Annotated in this window: 20 protein-coding genes; 12 read left to right on the top strand and 8 right to left on the bottom strand. The window is 54.8% G+C overall.

Annotated features, from left to right (window positions below):
* Positions 1-2 precede the first annotated feature (2 nt).
* The 3 genes from P8T57_RS01805 to P8T57_RS01795 form a co-directional block, all read right to left on the bottom strand.
* A complete protein-coding gene (locus P8T57_RS01805) occupies positions 3-764 on the bottom strand; it encodes a thioredoxin domain-containing protein (protein WP_114094014.1) in 762 nt (253 codons plus the stop codon).
* 87 nt (positions 765-851) lie between these two features.
* Positions 852-1,541, bottom strand: coding sequence for a hypothetical protein (locus P8T57_RS01800; RefSeq protein ID WP_341364420.1), 690 nt, complete (start codon positions 1,539-1,541; stop codon positions 852-854).
* Positions 1,538-2,884 (bottom strand): M48 family metalloprotease, encoded by a 1,347-nt coding sequence (locus P8T57_RS01795; protein ID WP_071241188.1) that lies wholly within the window; start codon positions 2,882-2,884, stop codon positions 1,538-1,540. Before P8T57_RS01795 ends, P8T57_RS01800 begins: the two co-directional genes overlap by 4 nt.
* Between P8T57_RS01795 and P8T57_RS01790 the strand changes: the two genes are divergently transcribed.
* Positions 2,871-4,274 carry a gamma-glutamyltransferase gene (locus P8T57_RS01790; RefSeq protein WP_341364419.1) on the top strand — a complete coding sequence of 468 codons (1,404 nt, stop codon included), beginning with the start codon at positions 2,871-2,873 and terminating at the stop codon, positions 4,272-4,274. The two genes, P8T57_RS01795 and P8T57_RS01790, sit on opposite strands and share 14 nt — an antisense overlap.
* A gap of 75 nt (positions 4,275-4,349) precedes the next feature.
* Positions 4,350-5,501 carry an aminotransferase class I/II-fold pyridoxal phosphate-dependent enzyme gene (locus tag P8T57_RS01785; RefSeq protein ID WP_341364418.1) on the top strand — a complete coding sequence of 384 codons (1,152 nt, stop codon included), beginning with the start codon at positions 4,350-4,352 and terminating at the stop codon, positions 5,499-5,501.
* Positions 5,502-5,581: 80 nt separating this feature from the next.
* Here the strand turns inward: P8T57_RS01785 and P8T57_RS01780 are convergent, their stop codons facing one another.
* The gene (locus P8T57_RS01780) at positions 5,582-8,593 is read right to left on the bottom strand and encodes a ribonuclease E/G (RefSeq protein ID WP_341364417.1); all 3,012 of its coding nucleotides are present in this window, start codon (positions 8,591-8,593) and stop codon (positions 5,582-5,584) included.
* A 683-nt stretch (positions 8,594-9,276) separates the two neighbouring features.
* Here P8T57_RS01780 and P8T57_RS01775 point away from each other — a divergent pair.
* The 10 genes from P8T57_RS01775 to P8T57_RS01730 all read left to right on the top strand — a co-directional run bounded on the left by P8T57_RS01775 (position 9,277) and on the right by P8T57_RS01730 (position 21,911).
* Positions 9,277-10,545 (top strand): N-acetylmuramoyl-L-alanine amidase, encoded by a 1,269-nt coding sequence (locus tag P8T57_RS01775; protein WP_341364416.1) that lies wholly within the window; start codon positions 9,277-9,279, stop codon positions 10,543-10,545.
* Between the two features lie 276 nt (positions 10,546-10,821).
* Positions 10,822-13,251 (top strand): penicillin-binding protein 1A, encoded by a 2,430-nt coding sequence (locus P8T57_RS01770; RefSeq protein WP_040059878.1) that lies wholly within the window; start codon positions 10,822-10,824, stop codon positions 13,249-13,251.
* Positions 13,252-13,464: 213 nt separating this feature from the next.
* Entirely contained in the window at positions 13,465-15,048 is a 1,584-nt protein-coding gene (locus P8T57_RS01765) for an alkaline phosphatase D family protein (protein WP_341364415.1), read from the top strand.
* 170 nt (positions 15,049-15,218) lie between these two features.
* A protein-coding gene (gene prfB, locus P8T57_RS01760) for a peptide chain release factor 2 (RefSeq protein WP_110252639.1) occupies positions 15,219-16,347 on the top strand; the annotation gives its coding sequence in 2 pieces (ribosomal slippage) (positions 15,219-15,287 and positions 15,289-16,347; 1,128 coding nt in all).
* A 139-nt stretch (positions 16,348-16,486) separates the two neighbouring features.
* On the top strand, positions 16,487-17,827 hold the full coding sequence (locus P8T57_RS01755) for a hypothetical protein (protein ID WP_341364414.1): 1,341 nt from the start codon (positions 16,487-16,489) through the stop codon (positions 17,825-17,827).
* 216 nt (positions 17,828-18,043) lie between these two features.
* Positions 18,044-18,295, top strand: coding sequence for a hypothetical protein (locus P8T57_RS01750; protein WP_007090275.1), 252 nt, complete (start codon positions 18,044-18,046; stop codon positions 18,293-18,295).
* A gap of 156 nt (positions 18,296-18,451) precedes the next feature.
* Positions 18,452-19,054: a nucleoside deaminase gene (locus P8T57_RS01745; RefSeq protein ID WP_341364413.1), complete on the top strand. Its 603-nt coding sequence runs from the start codon at positions 18,452-18,454 to the stop codon at positions 19,052-19,054.
* Positions 19,055-19,109: 55 nt separating this feature from the next.
* Complete coding sequence (locus tag P8T57_RS01740; protein WP_341364412.1) at positions 19,110-20,666, top strand: DNA-3-methyladenine glycosylase 2 family protein; 1,557 nt, start codon at positions 19,110-19,112, stop codon at positions 20,664-20,666.
* Entirely contained in the window at positions 20,663-21,190 is a 528-nt protein-coding gene (locus P8T57_RS01735; protein ID WP_341364411.1) for a methylated-DNA--[protein]-cysteine S-methyltransferase, read from the top strand. Before P8T57_RS01740 ends, P8T57_RS01735 begins: the two co-directional genes overlap by 4 nt.
* Before the next feature lie 43 nt (positions 21,191-21,233).
* Positions 21,234-21,911 (top strand): glutathione S-transferase family protein, encoded by a 678-nt coding sequence (locus P8T57_RS01730; RefSeq protein WP_341364410.1) that lies wholly within the window; start codon positions 21,234-21,236, stop codon positions 21,909-21,911.
* Positions 21,912-21,982: 71 nt separating this feature from the next.
* Here the strand turns inward: P8T57_RS01730 and adhP are convergent, their stop codons facing one another.
* The 4 genes from adhP to bcp all read right to left on the bottom strand — a co-directional run bounded on the left by adhP (position 21,983) and on the right by bcp (position 25,585).
* Positions 21,983-23,005: an alcohol dehydrogenase AdhP gene (gene adhP, locus P8T57_RS01725; protein ID WP_341365356.1), complete on the bottom strand. Its 1,023-nt coding sequence runs from the start codon at positions 23,003-23,005 to the stop codon at positions 21,983-21,985.
* Between the two features lie 140 nt (positions 23,006-23,145).
* Positions 23,146-23,964, bottom strand: a complete 819-nt coding sequence (locus P8T57_RS01720) for a ferritin-like domain-containing protein (protein WP_007090269.1) — start codon at positions 23,962-23,964, stop codon at positions 23,146-23,148.
* A gap of 144 nt (positions 23,965-24,108) precedes the next feature.
* Entirely contained in the window at positions 24,109-24,879 is a 771-nt protein-coding gene (locus tag P8T57_RS01715) for a hypothetical protein (RefSeq protein WP_037988051.1), read from the bottom strand.
* Between the two features lie 241 nt (positions 24,880-25,120).
* Positions 25,121-25,585 (bottom strand): thioredoxin-dependent thiol peroxidase, encoded by a 465-nt coding sequence (bcp, locus tag P8T57_RS01710; protein ID WP_341364409.1) that lies wholly within the window; start codon positions 25,583-25,585, stop codon positions 25,121-25,123.
* Positions 25,586-25,638 lie beyond the last annotated feature (53 nt).

The following is a 25,638-nucleotide window of genomic DNA, read 5'->3' as shown; positions in this document are numbered from 1 at the left end:
AATCAGGATGCTTCTTCAAGTCCGGCTTTGACCAGCGCATTGACCCGTTCCATATCCGCCCCCGACACCATCTGACCATTGATCAGGAAGGCGGGGGTGCCATTAACCCCGATGCTGCGCGCCATGGCGGAATATTGCTGCAACATGCCGTTGATTTCCGGCGACTGCATGTCCTTGCGCATCTGATCAACGTCAACACCGGCATCTTCGGCCAGCTTATTGATCTGTGCTTCGTCAAGCACACCACGGCTTTCCATGAAGGCCGCGTGGATTTCCATGTATTTGCCCTGCTTGGCAGCGGCCAGTGCGGCACGTGCCGCACTGGCACTTTCTTCGCGCAGGATCGGGAATTCAACAAACATGGTGCGGATTTTGCCGTCGGAATTTTCCGCAAGTTCTTTCACACCGTCAAAGGCGCGTTTGCAATAACCGCAGTGATAATCAAAAAATTCGATCACGGTAACCGGTGCATCAAGCGGGCCAACCGATGGCACGGAGCTGTCAGCAACCAGCGCATCCCATACCGGCTGAATGGCTTCGGCCTGCTGACGGGCCTGTTCGGTTGTCTGCCAGACCTGAACATTCTGGATGGCGCGCAACAGAACATCCGGGTTTTCCATCAGATACTGCTCGATCACGCCTTCGATCTCTGCCTTCTGTGCGTCGCTAAGGTCTGCTGCCTGTGCCGGGCCCCCCATGGCAAAACCCAGAGAAAGCATAATGGCGGCACCGCCCAAAAGGCGTTTGATCATAAGCGAATTCATCGAAAATCCTCTGTTGTCTTCGTCCCGGATGTTTCTGACATCGCGCAGGACCTGATTTCTTTAAATCATTGATACGAGACGGGCACCCTAACGGGAAAGTAAAATATGCGAGAGATATGTGACACCGGCCACATCGGGGCGCTGATCATGTGACGATGCGACGCCGATCCATACCAGACGAACATCGACAGTGTCTGTGTCGGGCCAGTATCGTCGATGCAGGGTCGAAAGATCGAAATAATCCCGCTGCCAGCCGACAGTGCCCGAAATATCGCCCCCGATCGGCAGGCGGATTACGTGATCAATCGGCGGCTTGCCAACCCCCAGATCACTTTCGCCCCAATCCCCTTGTGACTCCGACCGGAAACCAAGCACAAGCTCGGTATCGCCGGGCAGGGCGGATGCGTTCATCAACCAGTCAAAAGATAGATAGGGGGATGCAAGAACCGAAATATTGGTTCGACGGCCAAGTTCAAACGGGGCAATGGCCGGGCGCATGGCAAGGGCGATGCGCCCATCAATATCGTCCCAGTAAAGGCTGTTGGCCTTTGACTGTTCACCCTGATCAAGCTTTGCCGGGCGGTCGGCGTAATGCCAGTAGCGCGGCGGATTGCCAAGCGAGAAGGGGGCGTAAAGAAGCTTCAGGTCTCCCTCGACGCTGACCCCGGCATCGGGCAGGCTGCATCCGGCCAGGACGTAAACCGCCATAAAAGCAACGCCCAGACGGCGCGACATCATCGAAATGACGCCCGCCCGCGGCGACAGAACCGATATCAATTGGGCTTGTCCTTGCCTTCCGGGTCGGTCGCCCGAATGATGTCCTGTGCGCGCTGCCAGGTCGCGGTGCCCTTTTCAAGTTTCCGGTCGGCCTGCACCGCATGATATTTCGCCGCTTCCCGGTCCCCGGTCAAAAGGCTGTATTCCGCCTGCGACAGCGATGCTTCGCCCTCATTGCCAAGACGGTTTTCAATGATCGCCCGGAATCGCCATGCCGATGCATTGCCACGTTCCACCGAAAGAACCCCCAGAAGGTTTTCCTTGGCTTCGCCCAGAACCGCATCATCGCCGCTTTCAATCAGGGCATGCGCCAGCAGAAGGCGGATCAAAGGGGCACCATTGGATAATTCGACCGATTTGCGCAGCGGATCGGTGGCTTCCTTGGCCTTGCCGAATTCCAGCAGGACCTGACCCTTAAGCTCTTCGAAATACGGATTTTCGGGTTCTTCGGCGATCAGTCCGTCAATCAGTTTCATCGCCGGTTCGATTTGCGAGTCCCGGTAATAGGCGATGGCGCGCGCATAGCGCCCCGAAACGCTGGTATCGGACTCGGGATAGGTGCGCAAAGTATGCTGGATATGGTTGGTAAACGCATACAGCTTGGCACGCATGCGGTCATGGCGTTCATACAGAACCGGATCGACCTTGGCGTCTTTTAACGGTGAATTCGCGGTATAGTTTTCAAGGAAATCAACACGTTCGGTCGTCAGCGGGTGGCTGCGCAGATACGGGTCCTGACGCGCGGTGCTCAGCAATTCCTGACCTTCAAGCGTTTCCATGAATTCCATCAGGCCGCGCGATGATATGCCTGCTTCGCTCAGGAATTTGACGCCGGCCTGATCGGCACTGCTTTCCTGTGTTCGCGAATAGGCCAGAAAATTGCGTTCGGCAACGTTCTGGCCGCCAAGCACGGCTGCCGTACCCACATCGGCACGTCCGGCGGCAACACCGGCAGCAACCCCAACGATGGTTGACAGAATCGACACAGCAGATGCATTTCGAAGCTGATCATGAACACGTGAAAGATGCCCGCCCGCAATGTGGCCGGTCTCGTGGGCCATCACGCCCATAACCTGTTCGGGAGTCTGGGCTTTCAACAAGAGGCCAGTATTGATAAAAAGCTTTTGGCCACCTGCAACGAATGCGTTCAGGCTGGGATCTGAGACGATATAGACAGTAACGCCGCGCGGATCGAGCCCGGCAGCCTTGAATATCGGGGTCGCATAGAGATGAAGGGTTTCCTCAATCTCGGTATCCCGGATAAAAGAACGACCCTGCGCAAAAACTGTGCTGGGCAGGGCAACAAGGAAAATGGCAGTGAGAGTAATAATGCGTCTGAGCAAAATGTGCGTTCCGTGTTCTCGTTCATCTTATGTCGACCCGACCCGTGCGGACAGGTTCCCGACGCGCAAGCCATCATGGCGGATCATGGCGGCAATCGCAATGACTGCCGGTCTTGCTGCCTGCGGTACTGATAATACTGATAATCTTGGCCAAATCGGGGCCGTCAGTGGTTTCCTTGGTGGCGTGGTTGCCGACGAACCCCGTGCGGTCCGTATCGCGCGCGATGTTCTTTCGGCTGGCGGCACGGCGGCCGATGCGGCTGTTGCGCTTTATGCCACCATGACGGTGACCAAATCATCGGTTGCCGGTATCGGTGGTGGCGGGGTTTGCGTTGTCCATGATCGGGAATCGAAGAAGGTCGAAGTCCTTGATTTCTGGCCACGTCCGGGGACTCGCACCGCAGATGGACAGGTCGCAACGACCGTTCCGGGTGTCCCGCGCGGCCTTTATGCACTTAGTGCACGTTATGGTCGTCTGCAATGGCCGCAGCTTCTTTCGGCCGCCGAACAGTATGCTCGCCTTGGTGTTCCGGTATCGCGTTCGATGGTTGATGATATCGAAGGCAATCGCGACCGGATCGAAGCAAGTCCGATCCTGCGCGATGTTTTCATGCCAGATGGCAAAACATTACAGGTCGGTGACCGGATTCGTTCCGTCAATCTTGGCGCACTTCTGACCTCTCTTAGGGTCAAGGGACCGGGCGAGTTTTATAACGGTGCCCTTGGCGCCCAGATCGCAACCGCGGTTCAGAATGCCGGTGGCACGCTGACGGCCGAAGACATGCGTTCCTACAAACCGCAATGGAAAACCGCGACCGAGGTCAAGGTTGGCAACGAAACGCTTTATCTTGCCTATCCGCCGCGTTCCGATAACGGGCGTTCGGTTATTGACGCGGAAACGGAACTTGGCGCGATCTTGAACCGCTATCTGGCCGATATCGAAGCTGCTGACAGCAACATTCAAGCCAATACCGGGCGCAGCGGCTTTGTCGTGCTGGACCGCAAGGCCAATGCGGTTGCCTGCATGACCACGATGAACAAACCGTTTGGTGCGGGGCTTGGTGCCGATGCGTTCGGTCTTAACCTTGCCGCCGGGGATGCGGGTTATGCCCAGACCCCGCTGATGGGCCCGGCACTTATGGTCAACCCGTTTGTCTGGGAATATTACTATGGGATCGCTGGCACCGGGACTCCGGCCGGGGCGACCAAACAGATCGCGACCATGGCCGAAGACCTGATCGAAAAGGGGACGGCTGCCAATGTCCCGATGAATTCGGCAGGCAAACCGGCGGTCAATATCGTGCGTTGCCTTGAAGGGGTGCCGCCGCATCCTGAAAGCTGCCAGTTCATTGCCGATCCTGCGGGCGGCGGTATGGCGGGCACCCAGTAAGCCACCCTTTACAGACATTTCATCGGGGCAGGATTTCCTGCCCCGATTTTCAAGATACAAAGCAGGACCCCACAAATGGCTTTGAAACAATCGCGCCGCGGTGCCATTTCGCCGTTTATTGTTATGGATGTCATGCGTGCCGCCAACGCGCGCGAACGCGACGGCAAGGCTGTCAATCACCTTGAAGTCGGGCAACCCGGCACACCGGCCCCACGCAAGGTCCGCGAGGCCGCGGCCCGTGCCCTTGATAACGATCTGATCGGTTATACCAATGCCATGGGGATTGATCCCCTGCGCGAAGCCATCGCCGGGCATTATCAGCGTAAATTCAACGCATCGGTTGATCCGTCACGCATCTGTGTCGCCAGCGGTTCTTCCTCGATCTTCGTGCTGGCGTTTCTGGCGGCCTTTGATGCCGGGGATCGGGTGGCGATGGCGGCACCAGGCTATCCGGCCTATCACAACATCCTGACTGCACTCGGCATTGAAACCGTCAATCTGCCTGCCGGTCCCGAAAGCCATTATCAGCCAACCGTGGCCATGCTGCGTGACCTCGAAGCCCCGATTGACGGTCTGATTGTTGCAAGCCCGTCCAACCCGGCGGGCAGCATGATTGACGTTGAAACTTACCGCGAACTGGCGACCTATTGCCGGGAAAACGGTATTCGCCTGATCAGTGACGAGATTTATCAGGGCATTTCGTTTGGCGATGTCCGCGAATGCACCGCACTTGAATTCGGCGATGATGCGATCATCATCAACAGCTTCTCGAAATATTTCTCGATGACCGGCTGGCGTCTGGGCTGGGCGGTGGTGCCGCCTGATCTGATGCGGGCGGTCGAATGCCTGCAACAGAACCTGTTTATTTCGGCCCCGGCATTATCACAGATCGCCGCCGTCGCCGCATTTGATTGCGAGGACGAATTGCAGGCCAATGTCGCGGCCTATGCCCGCAATCGTGAAATCCTGCTCAATGAACTGCCCAAAGCCGGATTTGGCAACTTCGCCCCGGCGGATGGTGCATTCTATCTCTATGCCGATGTCCGCGACCTGACGGACGATAGTGAGGCCTTCTGCCGTCGCATGCTTGACGAAACCGGTGTTGCCACCACGCCGGGCACGGATTTTGATCGGCTTCGCGGCAAACACTATGTCCGATTCTCATTCGCACATAGCGAGGCGACCATGCTGGGTGCGGTAAAGGCATTGAAGAACTGGCAGCGATAAGCCCCTGATCTCAAACAGACCGCAACGAAAAGGGCTGCCGAATGTTCGGCAGCCCTTTTGGGTTTTATCGGGTCCTGATCTTAACGACCAAGGCTCCACCAGCCGCGTTTCTTCGACTTGGGTTTTTCGTCTTTTGCCGGTTCGGCAGAAGCGGGTTCACTCGCCACCGGCTCGGCGGTTTTTTCGGCTTTTGGTGCCGGTTTTTTCGGCTCTGCCTTCGGTTCGGATTTCTCCGCTGCCGGTGCTGCTGCGGGGGCAGGGGCCGGGCTTGCCGGTTTTTCCGCCACGATTTCCGCTGGGCTTGCTACGGGGGGGGCGGCTGGGCTCTGTGCTGGTGCCGAAACGGTTTCCTTGGCGATTTCTTCCGCAGTCTCGGGGGCCGGGCCGCTCTGGATCGGGATGTTTTTCACATCACCCCGGTCATTGCGATCCCGCCTGTTGCGGCGATTGTCATTGCGATCACGACGTTCGCGGCGCGGCCGTGCCGGGGCCGGGGCGGTTGCGCTGCGCTCACGGCCGGCACGGACACCTTCCTGATCGAAGCTGTCGGCATCCTGACCTTCGCTGTCGGCATCAACAACCTGATCCTCGACCTGACCTTCCGGTGCGCTGTGATCACGATCCCGGCGAAGGGCAGTTGCCTGTGCATCATCGGCAGGCGATTTGACGCGCGGTGCGTTTTCAAATTCCTGACGGCGTGAACGACGGCGTCCACCACGTTTGCCGCGACGGCGGCGTTTGCGCTGTGCTTCGTCGTCGTCATCATCTTCGTTATCGTCCTGATCACCGCGATCCGACGAACCGGCCGCATCATCTGATGCATCATCGGCTTGGTTCTGATCATCACGGTCATCACGTTCATCATTGCGGCCACGACGGCGGCGGCGGCGACGGCGACGTTTGTTGCCCTGATCATCGTCGTCGCGCTGATCACGGGTATCACGTGCCTCTGCAACGTCTTCTTCTTCTTCGTCTTCGTCCGGTTCAACCGGGCTTTCAATCGCGGTCAAAGATACGCTGTCGGTGTTCAGAACCGGCAGGGATTCTTCTTCGTCACCTTTTTTCGCACGTGACCGTTCAATCCGGTGATCTGGCGAAATCAGGCTGTCATCGCCAAAGATCATCACGGTGAAGCCGTAACGCTGTTCGATTTCGGCCAGCGTGTCACGTTTGCGGTTCAGGATATAAAGCGCGACTTCGCTTGCGACATGAACGGTAAGTGCACCGGAACGACGACGCATGCCTTCTTCTTCAAGAACACGCAGAAGGTGAAGGGCGGCACTTTCGATCGAACGGACAAGGCCGACACCGCGGCAATGTGCGCAAACCTCGAACGCGCTTTCAACAAGCGACGGGCGCAGGCGCTGGCGCGACATTTCAAGCAAGCCGAACGGGCTGATACGGCCGATCTGCAGGCGGGCCCGGTCATTGCGCATGGCTTCTTTAAGCTTGCGTTCAACCGCCCCCTGGTTGCGGTGGTCTTCCATGTCGATGAAATCGACCACAATCAAACCGGCCAGATCGCGCAGGCGCAGCTGGCGTGCGAGTTCTTCGGCGGCTTCAAGGTTGGTCTTGTACGCGGTTTCTTCGATGTTGCGTTCACGGGTCGAACGGCCCGAGTTCACGTCAATCGCGACCAGTGCCTCGGTCGGGTTGATGACGATATAGCCACCCGATTTCAGCTGCACGACCGGATTGAGCATCGCATCAAGCTGGCTTTCCACCTGGAAGCGGTGGAACAGCGGAACACCCTGATCCTTGTAAGGCTGCACACGCTTTGCATGTGACGGCATCAGCATCTTCATGAAGTCTTTGGCGATCCGGTAACCTTCGTCACCTTCGACCAGAACTTCGTCAACATCGCGTGCATAAAGGTCACGGATGGACCGTTTGATCAGATCGGCTTCTTCATAAATCAGGCATGGTGCCTGGCTCTGAAGGGTGGTTTCGCGAATACGATCCCACAAACGCATCAGATAATCGAAGTCGCGTTTAATTTCGGCCTTGGTGCGTTCCGAACCTGCTGTACGCACGATAACGGCCATGCCATCCGGAATTTCCAGTTCGGCCAGAATGGATTTCAGGCGCTTGCGATCCTGTGCATTGGTGATCTTGCGCGAAATGCCGCCACCGCGCGGGGTGTTTGGCATCAGTACGCAATAACGACCCGCCAGCGACAGGAAGGTCGAAAGCGCAGCACCCTTGTTACCGCGTTCTTCCTTGACCACCTGAACAAGCAGGATCTGGCGGCGCTTGATCACTTCCTGAATCTTGTAGCGCTTCTGCATCTGCGGGCGATGGCTGTCGGAGAATTCATCCCCGTCATCGCCGCCCAGATCATCGATGTCTTCTTCTTCGGCGGCACCGGCCGGCTCGGTTTCGATATCGACGGTCAGTTCGGCAATTTCTGCTGACATGGCAGCATTTCCGCCGCCCGAACCATCGGTATCATCACCATCGTTCGACGATGCGTCGGCGGTGTTATCACCAGATGCCTCGACCTCATCGGATTTCTTGCGACGGTTGCGGGGGCGACGACGGCGCGGTTTTGCGTCTTCATCGTTCGCATCATCACTTGCCGCAGCGTCATTTTCCTGCGGGGCGTCGGCCGCAACAGTTTCCGCACTATCGGCGTTTTCGTCGGTTGCCGGTGCTTCTGCATCGGTTTCAACCGCGGTTTCGTCCGATGCTTTCGCACGTGGTTTGCGGCGATTGCGGGTGCGGGCCGGTTTCTTTTCTTTTTTCGGGGTATCGTTACCCTCGGATGCGTCGCCGATATTGTCTTCGACGATGTCGGCATCCTTGACGTCACTATGACTACGCGAAAGGGCTTCGCGATCTGCGACCGGGATCTGGTAATAGTCGGAATGAATTTCGCTAAAGGCGAGGAAACCATGGCGGTTTCCGCCGTAATCGACGAAGGCCGCCTGCAGGGACGGTTCTACACGCGTCACTTTCGCGAGATAGATATTTCCTTTTATCTGCTTCTTGGTCGAAGTTTCGACGTCGTATTCTTCTAGGCGATTTCCATTAATAACAACGACACGGCTTTCTTCCGTGTGCGTTGCATCGATGAGCATGCGTTTGACCATTCGGAACCTGTTCCTAAAGGTCCCGCCAGTTTCCTGCGTAAAGCGATGTTGCGCTGGTATGCAAATAAACCGGCGTATCCGGAGGCGCCGTCCATAAAGGTCGCGATATGTCCTGTATATATCTGGTTCATCGCGTTTCGGCTGCTCTTCCGGTTCGGACCTGGTTTTGGTGTTGAAACAAAAATTGGTTGCGTAATCTCGAGCGCGCCAAGACAGCCTTGAATGGGAGGGCTCTATCGGGAGCGGGAATTGCCGCGTCACCGAGACACCGACCCGAGAACTGGCCTCGTCGCGTCCTCAGCCTGGCGGATTAATAAGGTTCACACCGCAAGGCATAGGAATCTCGGGTGCAACATATCTCTTTTGAAGTCCCGCGACAAACAGTTTTGTTACGTTGTCCGATGACTTTGTTGTGGTTGAATTCAAAATCGCGAAGTTTTTCGCCCGATTGCGCCAATCACGGATGCCTTCTGCCAAATCCATGATCCTGCAATGTTTTTACCGTTTACATTAATGTAATGGACATCGAAACGAAGAATGTTGTGCGCGTCGCGTGTTTCACGGGCAGTCAATTGCCCGTTAACCAACGCATTGTTATAAACGCAGACAACCAGTCTAAAATTACTCCGCATTCTCAGGATAAACGCAGCAGGACGATGGTATCAGTTCAAACGGGTTCGCAGGTGAATGCGACGACAGAAACGCTGTTCTTGGTCGGGCAAAAACCGGCCCGGATTGTTGCTGCACTCTGTTTGTCGCTTTTTCTGGCGATGATGATCTGTGTCGGCGGTTCTGCCACGGCAAATGCGCAGGAAACCAAGGTTCTTGGCGCGCGCCTTGGCGTTTATCCCGACTATACCCGCTTTGTCATTGATCTCGATCGCAGTGTCGAGTTCAGCTACTTTCTGCTGCCCGATCCATATCGCGTCATCATCGACATGCCCGAAATCGAATGGACCGCCCCCCCGGGCAAGGTAACGTCGGGCGGGGGCCTGATTTCGGGATTGCGTTACGGCCTGTTCAAACCGGGCACCTTCCGTGTGGTTCTTGACGTTGCCGAACCGGCACTTGTTTCAAAAATCTTCACGCTGCCTGCATCCGATGGCAAGCCCCATCGTCTTGTCGTTGATTTGTCGCCCGCCAAGCGTGATGCCTTTATGGCGGCATCACGCGAAAGCATGGTCGCCTATTCCGCACGCAGCCGCAACGACACCAGTGCCACCGAACAAAGTGCCGATGTCGCGGTTGAGTCGGGTCGTGGTGGTTCGGAAAAGCCGCTGATTGCGATTGATGCCGGTCACGGCGGGGTTGATCCCGGCGCAATCGGGGTTGGCGGGGTCTATGAAAAGGACCTGACGCTTGCCGCCGCCCGCGAAGTTGAAAAGGTTCTGACCGATTCCGGTCGGTATCGTGTGCTTCTGACACGCGACAAGGACGTGTTCCTGAAATTGCGCCAGCGAACCGAAATCGCGCGTAAAAACGGGGCCGATCTGTTTATTTCCCTGCACGCAGACTCGATTGGCAATTCCAAGCATCGCGGTGCATCGGTCTATACCCTGTCTGAAAACGCATCGGACAAAGAAGCCGCCGCACTGGCGTCAAAGGAAAACAAGGCCGACGTGATTGCCGGTATTGACCTATCGGAAGAAAACTCGCTGGTGCAAAGCATCCTGATCGATCTGGCACAGCGCGAAACCATGAACCTGTCGGCGACCCTTGCGGCCAATATGGTCACCGAACTGGGTAAAAGCATCGAACTGCAACGCCGGACCCATCGGTTCGCGGGCTTTGCCGTGCTCAAGGCCCCTGATATCCCCTCAGCCCTGTTTGAAATGGGCTATTTATCGAACGCGACGGATGCCAAGCTGTTGCAAAGCCCGGCACATCGGCGCAAGGTCGCCGAAGCTGTACTGCGCGCCATCGATATCTATTTCGAAAAACATAAATTCTAAGCCGGATTCAACGGCTTCGTCCCCGGATTTCGAAAAGCATATTGGCAATTTGCATAACTTTTCCGTGCAATGGAATTTCCGACTCTCGCTTTGATGGGGCGGTAGGGCTATAATCTTTGCCCGGTCGGAACAGAAAATACGGTGGCCGTGCGCAGTGTCACAACGCCGTCACTTTTTTGCCGCTATGATAAGGCTGATTGCAATTCTCCGAAAGGTGCGCTTTGGTGCGCGCCAAACCGGATCAGGCCAAAACAGCAAAATGATAAAGACCTGTTTATGCGTATTTTACTAAGTATTTTTGGTGTGCTTTTCCTGATGGCAATTGCCGGCGGGATCGGCGTTCTGGCGATCTTCTGGCATTTCGGTCAGGACTTGCCCGATTACACCCAGCTTGAAAACTACGAACCCGAAGTCATGACACGCGTCCATGCCAGTGACGGGGCATTGATCGCCGAATATGCGCGTGAAAAACGCGTTTTCGTGCCGATCACCTCGATCCCGCATGTTGTTGTCGATGCGTTTGTCGCGGCCGAGGATAAAAACTTTTTCAGCCATCCGGGCATCGATTTCGCATCCGTGCTGCGCGCAGCCGTGACCAACGTTGTCAATATGGGCACGGGTAAGCGTCCGGTCGGTGCATCGACCATCACCCAGCAGGTTGCCAAAAACTTCCTTCTGACCAGCGAAGTTTCCTATGAACGCAAGGTCAAGGAAGCAATCCTTTCCTTCCGGATCGAGCGTGCCTTTTCCAAGGAACATATCCTTGAACTGTATCTGAACGAGATTTACCTTGGCAATGGCAGCTATGGCGTTGCCGCCGCCGCCTTGCGTTACTTCGATAAATCTCTTGATGAAATCAATATCGAGGAAGCGGCCTATCTTGCCGCCCTGCCAAAGGCACCGTCGAATTATCATCCGGTCCGCAATCATGACGAAGCCAAAGCGCGTCGTAACTGGGTGATTGGCCGGATGCTCGAAGAAAAATTCATCACCGAGGCCGAAGCCCAGAACGCGTGGGCAAGCCCGCTGATTGCCAAGGAACGCCAGTCTGTCGATACCTATCGTGCTGATTTCTTCGCCGAGGAAGTCCGCCGCCAGCTGGTCGACCGTTACGGCGAAAACATGCTTTATGATGGCGGGCTGTCGGTCCGCTCGACGGTTGATCCGCGCCTGCAGACCATTGCCGATCAGGCGCTGGTCGAAGGGCTTGTGGAATATGACCGTCGTCATGGCTGGCGCGGTCCGATCACCAATATCGATCTGGCCGATGACTGGCAGCAGAAACTGCGCGAAGTCGAAACACCCAATGATTTGCCATGGGACAAGGCCGTTGTTCTGCGTGTCAGTGCCGAAGAAGCAACCCTTGGCCTTCTGTCGGGCAAGCAGGGCCGCATTCCGCTTCGCTTCCTGACATGGGCGCGTCCGTGGAAAGAAGGCCAGAAGCTTGGTGCTGCGGTCAACAGCCCGTCGGATGTTCTGTCGCCGGGTGATGTGATCTATGTGAGGCATTTTGCGGAACTTGATGGCGAAGAACTGCCGCCCAATACCTATGGCCTGCGCCAGATCCCTGCGGTCAATGGGGCGCTTGTCGCGATGGACCCGCATACCGGGCGTGTTTTGGCAATGTCGGGCGGTTTTTCGCATGACATGTCGAAATTCAACCGCGCGACCCAGGCCCGTCGTCAGCCCGGTTCTGCCTTCAAGCCGTTTGTTTACCTGGCCGCCCTTGATCAGGGCTTTACCCCGTCGACCCTGGTGCTGGATGCGCCATTCGTGATTGATCAGGGGCCTGGGCTTGGTAAATGGAAGCCGGGCAACTATAGCGGCAAGTTCTATGGTCCTTCGACCATGCGTCTGGGGATCGAACTGTCGCGTAACCTGATGACGGTACGTCTGGCCCAGACCATCGGCATGGACAAGGTTGCCGATTACGCGCAACGTTTCGGTGTTGTCGATGATATGCCACAGGTTCTTTCGATGGCGCTTGGTGCGGCGGAAACCACCGTCATGCGCATGACGGCGGCCTATGCGGAATTTGTCAATGGCGGCAAGAAAATCACCCCGACCCTGATTGACCGCATTCAGAACCGTCGCGGTGAAGTGATCTATCGTCGTGACGAACGCCAGTGTGCGGAATGTCAGGATGTCGATTTTCGCAATCAGATGCCCCCTGAACTGCCCGATACCCGTGAACAGCTTACCGACCCGGCAAGCGCGTTCCAGATGGTATCGATGCTTGAAGGTGTGGTTGAACGCGGAACCGGTCGTCGCATTCGCGAACTCGGTTATCCGCTGGCGGGTAAAACCGGCACCACGAACGATAGCCGCGATGCATGGTTTGTCGGCTTCTCGCCCGACCTTGCGGTTGGTGTTTATGTCGGCTTTGACGATAACCGCTCGCTTGGCGATCAGGAGCAGGGGGCAAGTGCCGCGGCCCCGATCTTCAAGCAGTTCATGGGCGATGCATTAAAGGGCACAAAGGCCGTGCCATTCCGTACACCGCCGGGCATTCGCATGGTCCGCGTTGAAGCCCGTTCCGGTCTTCCGGCCCGTCCAGGGGATCAGAATGTGATCTGGGAAGCTTTCAAACCCGGCACCATTCCGTCATCGAATGACAACGTCATTGATGGTGGCGATGCCGGTTACAGCGGCGTCGGTGCCGAAGGCAATACCGGCGGCGTTTCAAGCCCGGGTGGTATTTACTGATCTTTGCCGCGCTTTTGCGGGAATGTTTAAGGGGCCGGATGCAATCGCATCCGGTCTTTTTCATTTGAAAACGAGGCGGGGCTGCAAACGTCGTATTGCGCGCGCCAGTGTCATCAAATGTTGATAAAACCATCAAGAGGCCGCAACGGTCCTGTCATTTGAATTTGTCATACTCTTCAAGGTGTTACTTCAAATTTTGAAGGGGTTCTTTCAATGTCTTTTCGTCTTTCCCGCCGAAAATTCCTGACCACGACCGCCTCTGTAACCGCCACCGCCGGTGCGGCATCCGCGATGGGTGGATTTTTCATGCCGTCGATTTCGCGCGCGGCGGATCGTCCGCTGATCACGCATGGGGTGCAAAGTGGTGATGTTACCGCCAATTCCGCCTGTATCTGGGGCCGTGCGGATCGTGCATCACGGATGATTACCGAAATCGCCACAACGGAAAACTTTTCACGATCCGTCAGAATTCCGCATGTCGATGTTCTGCCGGAACGTGATTTTGCCGGCAAGCTTGCCCTGAATGATCTGCCGGCCGGGCAGGACGTGTTTTATAAAATCCATTTCGAAAATCTTGATGATGGACGGGCATCGTCCGAACCGGTGATCGGTCATTTCCGCACCGCACCGGCGGCAAAACGCAATATCCGGTTTGGCTGGTCGGGCGATACGGCCGGGCAGGGCTGGGGCATTGACGAGGATCGCGGCGGCATGAAAACCTATGCCACGATCACCAAACACAACCCGGATTTCTTCATCCATTCCGGCGATACCATCTATGCCGATGGTCCGTTTGCCGAACAGGCAAAAATGCCCGATGGCGATATCTGGACAAACATCACGACCGAGGATACCGGCAAGGTCGCCGAAACCCTTGCCGAATTCCGCGGTAATTACAAATACAACATGCTTGATAAGAATGTCCGTGAATTTAACCGCCTGATCCCGGTCTATTACCAGTGGGACGACCACGAAGTGACCAACAACTGGTATCCCGGTGAAATGCTGACCGGGGATGATCGTTACAGCGAAAAATCGGTATCCCTATTGGCCGCACGCGCCAACCGGGCATTTCGTGAAATGCTGCCGATCACCGAACATGCAACCGAACCGGGGCGGGTATATCGCAAGGTGTCCTATGGTCCGTCGCTTGAGATATTCTTCCTTGATATGCGCACCTACCGCGCTGCGAACGATGCCAATAACAGCCCGGAACCCAATGACAAGACAACCTTCCTTGGCCGGGAGCAGATCGAATGGCTTAAACGCAGCCTGCTGAATTCCAAGGCAACCTGGAAAGTTATTGCTGCGGATATGCCAATTGGCATGATTGTCTATGATGACTGGAAAAACAAAAGCACCTTTGAAAATCTGGCCAATGGTGATGGTGCTCCGGCCGGGCGCGAACTTGAAATTGTTGAATTGCTGCGTTTCATCAAATCAGCCCGCATTCTCAATACCGTCTGGCTGACAGCGGATGTGCATTATACCGCCGCCCACTACTATGACCCGAACAAGGCCCGGTTCCAGGATTTCGATCCGTTCTGGGAGTTCGTTTCCGGCCCGCTGCATGCCGGAACGTTTGGCCCCAATGACATGGATAATACATTCGGTCCGCAGGTGATGTATACCAAACATCCAACTGAGGAACAGGGCGTTAATCTGCCGCCATCCTTTGGCCTGCAATTCTTTGGCCTTGTTGATATCGACGCCGAAAACGAACAGTTCCGCGTGTCGCTTCGTGATGTGGCCGACGAAGAACTCTATACCGTGACGCTTGATCCGGTTTACAGCTGACCCACGCAATACCCCTTTAAACCCGGCGCATTTGATGTGCCGGGTTTTTCCATGCCTGCCGTGCGTCCCCGCGGGGGTTTCAATCGGGGCAAAAACTGCTATAAGCGCCGCCGAAGTTGCTGCGATCCTTCGCGGCCTTACAGAATTTCATATGAATAACGGAGACATCAATGCGCGCCGAAGCACAGGCATTGGTCGATGAAATCAAGCAGTCGATGGCACTGCTGAGGAGGCATCTTTGACTGGGATAACGCTCTTAGACGCCTCGACGAACTGAACGCGCTGGCCGAAGATCCCACATTGTGGGACAAGCCGGAAAACGCGCAGAAAGTCATGCAGGAACGTACCCGGCTTGACGATGCCATCAATGGTTACAAGGCCCTTGCCCAGGAACTCGAAGATAATATCGGTCTGATCGAACTTGGCGAAGCCGAAGGTGATGACGAAACCGTTGCCGAGGCCGAGCAGGGCCTGCGCGATATTCGCGAAATCGCGGCCAAGCGCGAGCTTGAAAGCCTGCTTTCGGGCGAGGCGGATGCCAATGACGCCTATCTCGAAATCCACGCCGGTGCCGGCGGGACCGAGGCGCAGGACTGGGCCAGCATGCTGGCGCGCATGTATGTGCGCTGGGCGGAGTCCAAGGGCTACAAGCTTGAAATGCTCGAAGAAAGCGATGGCGAGGAAGCCGGCATCAAATCTGTGACCTATAAAGTCACCGGTCATAATGCCTATGGCTGGCTGAAAAACGAGGTCGGTGTGCATCGTCTGGTGCGTATTTCGCCCTATGACAGTGCCGCGCGCCGCCATACCAGCTTCTCGTCCTGCTGGGTCTATCCGGTGATTGATGACGACATCAATATCGAAGTGCTCGACAAGGACCTTCGGATTGATACCTACCGCGCATCGGGTGCCGGTGGTCAGCACGTTAACAGAACGGACTCGGCCGTGCGTATCACGCATATTCCGACCGGTATCGTCGCGCAGTGCCAGAACGACCGTTCACAGCACAAAAACCGCGATACCGCGATGAAGATGCTCAAAGCCCGCCTGTACGAGGCCGAACTTCAGAAACGCGAAGCCGAAGCCCAGGCGCTTGAGGATACCAAATCCGATATCGGCTGGGGCCATCAGATCCGCTCCTACGTGTTGCAGCCCTATCAGATGATCAAGGACCTGCGCACCGGTGTCGAAACATCCGACACCCAGGGCGTTCTGAACGGCGATCTTGATGCCTTCATGGCCGCCGCCCTGGCCGCCAAGGTCACCGGTTCCGCCGGTGAGGTCGAAGACATCGATTGATAGATACTCTTGGCTGGTTCCAAAAAATAAAAGCCCCGTCTTTTCGACGGGGTTTTTTATTTTATGCTTGTCTCATGTAGTGTTTAATATCTAAGGTTTAGTATAGGGTTGTGTATTTCGCATTTTGAGGGCGGGCATTTTGAAAGTTCAAGAGATTAAGCTTTCCGAATTAGTAGTTAATAATTCGAATGATCGACATGGTGAACTGTCTTCACCTGAGTTGGGGATGTCTTGGCTTCTAGAGCATCGAGCTGCTCACATGCGTAAATTGACAAAAGATATAGTTTCCTCAGGTGAGATTTATGAAGCGCCTTTAGTCCTCAAAGAAAACGGAAAGTACATCGTTTATGACGGTAATCGTCGCACTACATGTCTAAAGTTTTTATCTGATCCTCAGTCCGCGCCAAATGAGAGTTGGCGTGAGTTCTTTTCTATTGAGAGATCGAGATGGAACGGTAATTTTCCAAGTCAGATTTCATGTCAAGTTGAAGAAGATAGAGAACGAATAGACGAAATTCTCTATCGTCGTCATACAGGTGGCCAAGGTGGGGTTGGTCAAAGCCCTTGGGATCCCGAAGCGAAATCAAATTTTGTTAAACGAACGGGTAAGCATACCAAGGTAAATGTTGCTGAAGAGATTGAAGCCAAATTACGTGAAGCGAATTTGCTTGCCGACAATGTAAAGGTTCCTAGGTCAAACCTAAACCGACTTTTATCTTCGGACGCTCTGAGAAATCGCGTTGGCATTTCTGTTGAAAAGAATAAGCTAAAAATTACTCATAATGAAGAAAAAGTTATGGGTGCTTTATTGCGAATTTGCAGCGATTTAATTGAGAAGAATGTGGTTTTGGAAGGAATATGGGATAATAAAGGAAAAAGGAAATACTTAGATATTCTTGAAAATGATGGAATACTGCCTTCAGCTAAGGATTCTCTAGAGAAAGAAAAGCCACTGAAAAGTAAGCCTAAAAAAGAAACCGAAAATTATGGAGAAAACCGGGGAAACACTACTTATCAGTTGGGAGGCGCACCCAAGCCTCACATTCGTCGAGCATTAATTAGGACGGACATTGATTACGGAATAATCCAGCAACCGCATACTGCTAGATGCTACGATATATGGCAGGAATTACAGTATCATCTCTATTTCGATAAGCACAATAACGCAATTTCTGTACTATTTCGTGTTTTGATAGAGAATGCGATAAATAACTACATACAAAGGTGTGGTGTAGTTGTTTATGATAAAGATAGGCTGTCTTCTAGGTTTGTCAAAGTTGTTGATCACATGTTGGAAAATGGTGATTTAAGTAAAAAGGAGGCTCAAAATATAAAAAAATTCGAAAAATCAGAAAGCATTGTGTCTGTTAATACATTAAATGCTTACGTTCATAGCGAAAATTTTTTCCCATCTGACCTGCATTTGAATTCGATGTTTGATAATTTGAGTCATTTTTTGGTTTTATGCCTTAATAAGTGAATGTCGTATAAGCTATCTTTTGATTAGGATGATATGGTTTTTGACGTTGAGCGCGTAAAAAACGTGTTTCTGTCATAGTCTCGCCTGATATGTGTGGCAGTGTGTTGCCGATAAGCAAAATCCGTTGAAAAACGAAAGGGCCAAGTCTTTGAAAAATAGGGCCTCGGCGGGTTTTGCATCTTGAGTAAACGTCTATCAGTCAGGTGAAGTCCAAAAATGCCGCGTCAGTCCCATGGCCAGGTCGCTGTTGGCGACCAGTTCAAACTTGCCACCCCGAATGGTCCCATTTTCGAGGTCATCAAAATCCGCGAAATGAGACCGGTTGATCATGCCCTGATCACCAAGGTTCGGGATCGAAAATCGCCGACGCTTATCGCGGTTACGACCTTGCTGGACCCGGATTTCTATCGCCCTGTTCCCGCCGATCAGCGTTACGAAGACATCAATGATGGCATCCTGCGTGGTTAGGAAACCATCCGGTTCCTGCCGCTATCAATATGCCGCACATCGTGTTTCTTCCGTCCGGTCACAAAACCTGCAATAAATTCTGTTGGCAGGGCGGTTCATTGACGATGAAATGGAAGCCATCAAAAAGCATCAAACATTTCATCGGGAACCGCCCTTATGCCACGCGACGACAGAACCGCCCTTCTTGCCACCTTGTTTGCCACACTTGAAAATGACATCCTGCCCAAAACCCGCAAGGGTGTCGCCGCCGGGAACAAGATTTTCGGGGCGGCCCTGTTGCGCAAATCCGATCATTCGCTGGTGCTGGCCGAAACCAATAATGAGACGGAAAACCCGCTTTGGCATGGTGAAGTCCATTGTCTTAAACGTTTTTATGAAATGCCCTCTGATCAGCGTCCGGCGACGTCGGAACTGATTTTTCTTTCCACGCACGAGCCGTGCTCAATGTGCTTATCCGCCATCACCTGGGCCGGGTTTGATAATTTCTATTATTTCTTCAGCCATGAAGATTCCCGCGACGCGTTTGAAATCCCCCATGACCTTAAAATCCTCAAGGAAGTCTTCACCCTTGATGCCGGGGAATACAACAAATCCAACGCATTCTGGCAAAGTCATTCCATGATGGGCATGATTGCCGAACTGCCCGAAGCCGACCGTGCAGCGTGGTGTGAAAAGGCAAAATCGATTGCCGCGCAATATGACGCGCTTTCTGATCAGTATCAGGAAGGCAAGGGCGCAAACGATATTCCGTTGAACTAAGACTGCCGGCGTGATCCGGCGGTTTCACGTTTGAGTCCGAATCTGGCGAGTTTTATTGCTGTGTTCTGCTACACTGCCGGGTATGGAACAGCTCAATGACGATATCTGCTATCACGCATTAAAGGCCCGGGATCGCCGGTTTGACGGTCGGTTTTACACCGCCGTTCTGACCACCGGGATTTTCTGCCGTCCGATATGCCCGGCCGTCACGCCAAAGCGCGTGAATGTGCAATTTTATCCCAGTGCCGAGGCGGCAATTGCCCACGGGTTCCGCCCGTGCCTGCGCTGCCGCCCCGAAGCCGCCCCCGGATCACCGGCCAGTGCCGGGGTTCACGCCACCGTTGCCCGTGCGGTAAGGCTGATCGAAGAAGGCGCGCTTGAAACCGGATCGGTCGAACAGCTTGCCGACCGGCTTGGCGTCGGAGATCGTCATCTGCGCCGTATCTTCAAGGAACATACCGGCGTCACCCCGCAAGACCATGCCAAGGCAAGGCGTCTGCTGCGTGCCCGGCAACTGATTGTCGATAGCAACCTGTCAATGACGGAAATCGCCGCCATTGCCGGGTTTGGCAGTTTGCGCCGGTTCAATGACGCCATGAAAACCGCCTATGGCCACGCACCAACCGCGTTCCGGCGCGGCATAAAGGCCAAACCCGTGTCAGACAAAAACGATAATGATCCCTTCGCGCCCAAAAGTGATGATCTGATCCTGCGCCTGCGCGCCCGCCAACCCTTTGATGCCGACTACCTTCTGACATTCTTCCGGGCCCGCGCCATTCCGGGGCTGGAGGCGGTGGGTGACCGCACCTATGCCCGCGGTTTTCGCATCAATGATGCCGTCGGTCTGATGATTTGCCGGTTCGCAGCCGATCAGGGCGGGGTGGACGTCATCCTGCGCGGTCCGGCGCGTGATGCCGTGCTTGAAATTGGGGGCCGGGTGCGGCGGTTGTTTGATCTGGATGCCGATGTGCCCTCAATCACGGCGCTGTTTGCCGATGATGAATTGCTACGTCCCTTGGTCGATAAACGCCCGGGCTTGCGTGTGCCCGGATGCTGGGACCGGTTCGAACTGGCGATCCGGGCGGTACTGGGTCAACAGGTTTCGGTTGCCGCCGCCCGAACACTGGCCGGGCGACTGGTGGCCCGCTTTGGCGAGGTTTTGCCTGAAAACCTGATCGCCGGAACCGGCATCACCCATCTGTTTCCGAAACCCGCCACCCTGCAACAACAGGATTTGATATCAATCGGGCTTACGACCCGCCGCGCCCAGACACTTGCCGATATCATCGATCTGTTTGCCGATCCGCAATGTGACCGACAATCGGGCGATGACATCCTGGCGGCAATGACCGCGACCAAGGGGATCGGCCCGTGGACGTTGAATTATTTCGGCCTGCGCGGTCTTGGCGACCCGGATGCCTTCCCGGCGGCTGATCTCGGCATCCTCAAGGCATCGGAAATGGGCGGTGGCCCGGCAAAGCCCAGGCCATTGGAACAACATGCCGAACGCTGGCGTCCGTGGCGTGCCTATGCCGCGCAATATCTGTGGTCGGCACTTGAACAGGAACATGCGCCAAAGCCAAAGCCCCAGCCTCCAAGGAAAGGGAAATGACCATGACAACGCGTATTGACGTTGCCCGCTATCAAAGCCCGATTGGCAAACTCAGCCTTGCGATGGTGGATGGCAAACTGGTGCATCTGGATTTCGAAAACAACGATGATCGCCTGCACACCATCCAGACGCGGCGTTTTAAAAATGTCGACTGGCACGAAGGCGGCGTTGCCCCAAAATCCGTCACCGATTGGCTGGACAGTTATTTTGCCGGTCGCCTCATGCCCTTGCCGATGGATGATGTCCGGATGATCGGCACCGATTTTCAGAAATCGGCTTGGGATGCCCTGATCGCCATACCCAGCGGCGAAAGCCGGTCCTATGTCGGGCAGGCCTATATCCTTGGCAACCCCAAAGCGGTCCGCGCGGTGGCACGTGCCAATGCACTTAACCCGGTTTCGATCATTGTGCCCTGCCACCGGGTCATCGGATCGGACGGGACTTTGACCGGCTATGCCGGTGGGCTTGATCGCAAACGCTGGCTGCTCGATCACGAGGCGAGGATGGCCCGAAAAGCCGCCTGATCCCCGATAATCCTGAATTTTCCTGAGTAACGACCGGCGGATCATGTGCCGGAACGCTATTTCTTTGCCTGAAAGGTCTCATCTGATGAAGATTTATGATTACGCCGGATCACAAAACGCGTGGAAGATACGACAGCTTTGCGCTCATCTGGGTCGTGAATACCAAACACAATGGGTTTCGATTTTTGCCGGTGAAAGCCATACCGATGGGTTCTATAAAATGAACCCGGCGGGGGCGGTGCCGGTGCTTGAACTTGATGATGGGCGCTTTATTGCTGAATCCAATGCCATCCTGCTTTATCTGGCGGATGGAACGGATTATTTGCCCTCGGACGCCTTTGAGCGCGCCAAGGTCTGCCAGTGGCTGTTTTTCGAAGCTGACTATGTCCAGGCAACTATCGCAAGCTTGCGATACTGGAATTTGACGGGAAAAAATGACGCCAATCATGCACAGCTACCAAACCGACGTGCTAGCGCCAAAAATGTGCTGGCGATGCTTGACCGTCACTTAAGTCATCAGGATTTTCTTGCAAATTCGCGCTATTCCGTCGCGGATATCGCCGTTTATGCCTACACGCATCTGGCGCATGAAGCCGATCTGGATATGGTGCCTTACGATGGGCTTGCCGCTTGGATTAGGCGGGTGGGCAACATCGTTGGCGATGCGGTGCCGGTGCGTTATTACAGCGAAGATCCGCTAAGCGGGCAGGATTTGAAATAAATGTGGTGAAATGCCAAAGGGCCGTCTTTTCAGGGCGGCCCTTTGGCTATTTCAGCGATAAATCGGGTTGATCAGATTGACATCACGATACGGCCATCAATGGTTCCGGCCCGCATGCGATCAAAGATCGAATTGATGTTTTCCATCGGTTCGGTGGTGAAGTGCGAATGCACCTTGCCATCGCCCGCAAATCCCAATGCTTCCTGAAGGTCGGCACGTGTACCGACGATGGAGCCGCGAATGGTTTTGCGCGACAGGACGGTATCAAAGATATCAAGCTCGAACTTGCCGGGCGGCAGGCCGCACAATGCCATGGTGCCATGACGGCCCAGCATGCCGACACCTTGCGCAAAGGCGGATTTGGAAACGGCCGTAACCAAAACCCCGTTCGCACCGCCCATCTGTTTTTGCACTTCGGCAACCACGTCGGTTTCTTTGGCATTCAGAACCCAATCAGCGCCAAGGTCCTTGGCAAGTTTCAGTTTTTCCGGGCTGATATCAACCGCGATCACCTTCATGCCCATGGCCTTGGCATATTGCACGGCCATGTGACCAAGCCCGCCGACACCGGAAATGACAACGGTTTCGCCCGGTTTGCATTCGGTTTCCTTAAGCCCCTTGTAAACCGTTACCCCGGCGCAAAGCACCGGTGCCGCATTGCCAAATTCAAGCGGATCGGGCAGGTGGCCGACATAGTTCGGATCGGCAAGAACATATTCGGCAAATCCGCCATTGACCGAATAACCGGTATTAAGCTGTTCGCCGCAAAGTGTTTCCCAGCCGGTAATGCAGTGATGGCAATGCCCGCAGGCCGAATGCAGCCACGGCACACCAACCCGGTCGCCTTCCTTGACCGATGTGACGCCTTCGCCAACTTCGGCAACGATGCCCACACCTTCATGGCCGGGGATAAAGGGCGGGTTCGGCTTGACCGGCCAGTCGCCTTCCGCAGCGTGAAGATCGGTATGGCAAACGCCGGATGCCGTGATCTTTACAAGAATTTTGCCGGGCGTGACTTTGGGGACGGTGACTTCCTCAATCGACAATGGCTTGCCGAATTCCCGCACAACGGCGGCCTTCATGGTAGCAGGCATGCTCATATCCTCCTTGCGGAATGATTTTATGCCCACGGGTAGCGGGCATGCATTAAGCGCGCAGGAAGGGTATAGGATAATATGGTTCTAAACTTTGCGATGTATCAAGGAACGGGATAAAAACCGCATCGGCCCTGAGCCTATTCATCCTCGCCCGGCAGTTCCAGAACATAGTCCTGATAATAATCGGGCGGCATTCCGGCTTCGTATCGGGCTTCGTCGTTAAAGGGCGGTTTAAGCGGCCCGCGGAAATGTTTGCGCAGCATGTCATGCCATGTCGTGTAATAGGGCAGGCCGCGCTGATCGCAGACATATTCATAATATTTACGTCCCGCCGCAACATGGGCGATTTCATCATGGGCGATGATTTTAAGGATGCGCGCGCTTTCGGTATCACCATGCGACAGCAACCGTTCGATGGTTGGTGGGGTGGCATCAAGGCCGCGTGCCTCGAACACCATCGGAACGACCGCCAGACGCGGCAGAATGTCATAGGCCGTGTCCATCGATGTTTGCCACAGGCCATCATGGGCAGGCAAATCGCCATAGGCCGCATCCATTTCACCCAGACGTTTGTTGATCATCTTGAAATGGCGGGCTTCGTCGTCGGCGACCTGAACCCAGGCATCGTGAAAATGCTTGGGCATGTCGGCTTCGGGAAACCGCACGCAAAGATCCCAAGCCAGATCGATGGCATTAAGTTCGATATGGGCCAGGGCATGCAGAAGCCCGATGCGGCCCTGAACGCTGCCTTTTTTGCGTTTGGGCATTTTGTTGGGCGGCAGCAGTTCCGGTTTTGCCGGGCGTCCGGGGCGATCTGGAAGATCGGTTGAACCCACCTCGGTAATCTCGCCATTGCGCCACATCGCCGCCATTTCGGCGGTGACATCGGCTTTTTCCGTGGCATCCGCCGTCAGAAGGGCGCGTTTGGCTGCTTCGGCAAGGGTCAGGCGGGACATGAGGCTTTTCCGGAACATGAAGGATTACCGGCATTCTGTGCCATGTGCAGGATAACGGGTCAATCCCGGCGTGGTGATGGTACGAAAAAGGGCGACCGGAAAAATCACGGCCGCCCTGTCAAACCCGGATATATCGATGATGTCTCAGGTAATGTTGAAGCGCGCCAGTGCTTCGGCCAGATCTTCGCCAAAGGCCGGGCCTTTACGGATGATCGCGGTTCGGCATGGCAGGTCCTGAAGGGACGGGTGGTTCGGGGCATCCGATGTCAGAACCGCGGTCGGAATGCTGCGGGTTTTCGGCATGGCCTGCAACGCACTGGCAACGTCAACACCGCCAAGCTCATCAATGGTTTTGGCAACGATGATGAAATCCGGGCGGGTGCGCACGGCAAGTTCAATTGCCTCAAACGAGCTTTGCGTGACCGAACAGCGATAACCGCAAGCCGCCAGTTCGCGTTCGACAATGGCTGACATGGAACGTTGCGGAATGACCAGAAGGGCTTCGACATTGGTCTTTTTAAGCCAGTTCGGATCAATGTCAGGGGCACGTTTGGACGGCAGTTCACGCACGAATTCGGCTGAATCGGCACCGCCACCGGACATGTCACCATCCAGCAGCCCCTCGATCTTGTCGATAAAGGCCTGAATATCGGCAATCGCGTCCTCGGTCAGTTCGCGGCATGTCGTGACATAATCTGCAAGACGGTGGCTGGTCAGATTGACCAGCGGCGCGTTAACCGACTTGCCCTTGTATCGAAGATTGAAAATTTCGCGCTGGATCGATGTCAGGATCGCCGGATCGGATTTGCTGCGCGCATTCTGAAGATGCACGCCGATGCTGTTGACGATGTCGTTCGCCTCATCACGGAAATCGGCGAGCATCTGATCGTCGAGATCGATAACATTCTTGTTCATTGTTTTACCCTGCCTTGCCGGTTCCCCGGTCGTTCGCCATTCACCAGGAAGTGTAAAAATCGATACACCTTATACTCCCATATCCGGATTCTTAGCCCGACAAACAAGGCAAGGCAACATATTGAATAAGGGTAGGGTTTATTAGGTGCCTGAAAAATATCCGTTTTTAATTGTTATAAAAATGCAAAACCGGCCGGATTCTCATCCGACCGGTCCCTATTCGTAAGACTGGGGCGGTAAATTACAGTGCTTTGACCGCGCCAAGAACCTCTGCCACGTGGTTCTTGACCTTTACCTTGCGCCAGACATTCCGGATCACGCCATCACCATCAATGACGAATGTGCTGCGCTCGATTCCCATGAATTTTTTGCCATACATGCTTTTTTCGGTCCAGGTACCGTAATCCTCGCAGGTCGTGCTGTGTTCATCCGATGCGAGGATAAAGTTCAGGTCATGTTTGGCCTTGAACTTGTCGTGACTGTTGGCACTGTCCTTGGAAATACCGATGATCTGGGCGTTGACCGCGCTGAAATCGGGTTCGGCATCGCGGAATTCGCACGATTCCGTCGTGCAGCCCGGCGTCATATCCTTGGGATAGAAATAGATCACAACCGGTTTGCCCTTAAGGTCCGATAATTTGACCGAACCGCCGCCGTCGGTCGGCAGGTCGAAATCAGGGGCTTTGTCACCAACATCAAGTGCCATTGTTCTATCCTTGTTCAAAGTTTCACGTCCCTGACCAGCTTCGGAAAGCCATG

The organism is Thalassospira sp. SN3W, from assembly GCF_038070535.1.
Classification (GTDB): Bacteria; Pseudomonadota; Alphaproteobacteria; order Rhodospirillales; family Thalassospiraceae; genus Thalassospira; species Thalassospira xiamenensis.
Note: the sequence above shows the minus strand (reverse complement) of the source record. Positions and strands in the feature narration are given on the sequence as shown.